This is a genomic window from Acinetobacter entericus (assembly GCF_026168575.1).
In the GTDB taxonomy this organism is placed as follows: domain Bacteria; phylum Pseudomonadota; class Gammaproteobacteria; order Pseudomonadales; family Moraxellaceae; genus Acinetobacter; species Acinetobacter bouvetii.
In genome coordinates, this window is the sequence record NZ_JAPEQW010000088.1 from 1 (window position 1) to 1,847 (window position 1,847).

Consider the following 1,847-nt stretch of genomic DNA (forward strand, 5'->3'; position numbering starts at 1 on the left):
TCTGCATTGCAGAATAATTTCTTCTCGCGCCACATCACTTCTTCACAGCGCACAGATACTGGATACAGTACCGTATCGCCGACATCTTTGGCTAAGCGCTCTGACCAGATTTTGATGATGCCGTTGCGCGGATCATTGTCTTTGTAGATCGCATGGCCAAAGCCCATGATCTTTTCTTTACGTTCCAGCTTGCCCAGCATTTCACGTTCTGCTTCTTCTGGAGACGTCCAGTTTTCGATCATTTCCATCGCCGCTTCATTCGCGCCGCCATGCAATGGGCCGCGCAGTGAACCAATTGCGCCAGTGATGCATGAATGCATATCGGACAAGGTTGATGCGCAGACGCGTGCTGTGAAGGTCGATGCGTTGAACTCATGCTCTGCATACAGAATCAGTGACACATTCATCACCTGCTCATGCAGTTCATTCGGTTTTTCACCGCGCAGCAAATGCAGGAATTGCGCGCCGATAGAGTCATCATCGGTGTTTTCTTCAATGCGCACGCCGTCATGGCTGAAACGGTACCAGTAGCAAATAATTGCAGGCAGTGTTGCCAAAATGCGGTCTGCTGCATCCTGCTGTTCGGCAAAGGATTGTTCCGTTTCTAGGTTGCCAAGCATGGATACGCCTGTGCGCATCACATCCATTGGATGCGAGTCCGCAGGAATGCGCTCTAAAACTTCTTTGAGTGCCTGCGGCAGCTGGCGCAGTGATTTGAGTTTTGCTTTGTATGCGGCCAGCTGTTCTGCGGTTGGCAATTCACCAAAGAAGATCAGGTAGGCCACTTCTTCAAACTGGCAGTTTTCCGCCAAATCCTGCACGTCGTAGCCGCGGTAAGTGAGGCCTGCACCGCTTTTGCCTACAGTTGAAAGTGCAGTTTTTCCTGCCACTTGTCCGCGCAGGCCAGCGCCTGTGAGTACTTTTCCTTCAGCCATTTTTCAATTTTCCTTTTTGAATGATTTATTTAAACAGTTTATCCAGCGTATTTTCAAAGGTGTGGTAATCGAGGAATTCATACAGTTCTTTGCGCGGCTGCATTTTGTCCAGCACATTCACTTGCGTGCCGTCTTTGCGGATCGACTGCATCACTTCCAGCGCAGCTTTCTGCATGGCGCGTGTCGCAGAGAGCGGATACAGCACCATTGAAATACCCTGCTCGCCCAGTTCATCCACTGTATAATAAGGCGTGTCGCCAAACTCTGTGATGTTGGCTAATACAGGCACGCCTACCGCATCGCAGACGGTTTTGTACATAGTGATATCGGTCATGGCTTCAGCAAAAATGGCATCGGCGCCGGCTTCTACGCAGGCGCAGGCGCGGTCAATCACCGCCTGCAAGCCTTCTTTTTGCAGCGCATCGGTACGCGCCATCACCACAAAGTTTGAATCAGTTTTCGCATCTACCGCGGCTTTAATGCGGTCGACCATTTCCTGCTGCGTGACGATTTCTTTGTTGGGGCGGTGGCCGCAGCGTTTCTGCGCCACTTGATCTTCGATGTGCACTGCCGCTGCGCCTGCAGCAATCATTTGCTTGACGCTGCGCGCGATATTGAATGCGCCGCCCCAGCCTGTATCAATGTCAACTAAAAGCGGCGTGTCTACGCGTTCGGTAATGCGGCGGACATCTTCAAGAACATTGTCCAAACTGGTCATGCCAAGGTCAGGCAAGCCATAAGAATAGTTCGCGACACCGGCGCCCGAAACATAAATCGCCTTGTAGCCGACCTGTTTGGCCATCATGGCTGCATAAGCGTTGACTGTGCCGATAATTTGTAATGGTTTTTCCACTTCCAGTGCTTGTCTAAATCTTAAGCCTGCAGACGTTTGTTGTGTCATATTCCTTTCCA

The 1,847-nt window shown here is 50.9% G+C and carries 2 protein-coding genes; both read right to left on the reverse strand.

What is annotated here, in order from left to right:
* Window positions 1-935, reverse strand: a 935-nt coding sequence (locus OKC24_RS19590) for a citrate/2-methylcitrate synthase (protein ID WP_265466278.1), incomplete at its 3' end; no start/stop codon positions are given.
* 25 nt (window positions 936-960) lie between these two features.
* Complete coding sequence (gene prpB / locus OKC24_RS19595; protein ID WP_130149019.1) at window positions 961-1,836, reverse strand: methylisocitrate lyase; 876 nt, start codon at window positions 1,834-1,836, stop codon at window positions 961-963.
* Window positions 1,837-1,847 lie beyond the last annotated feature (11 nt).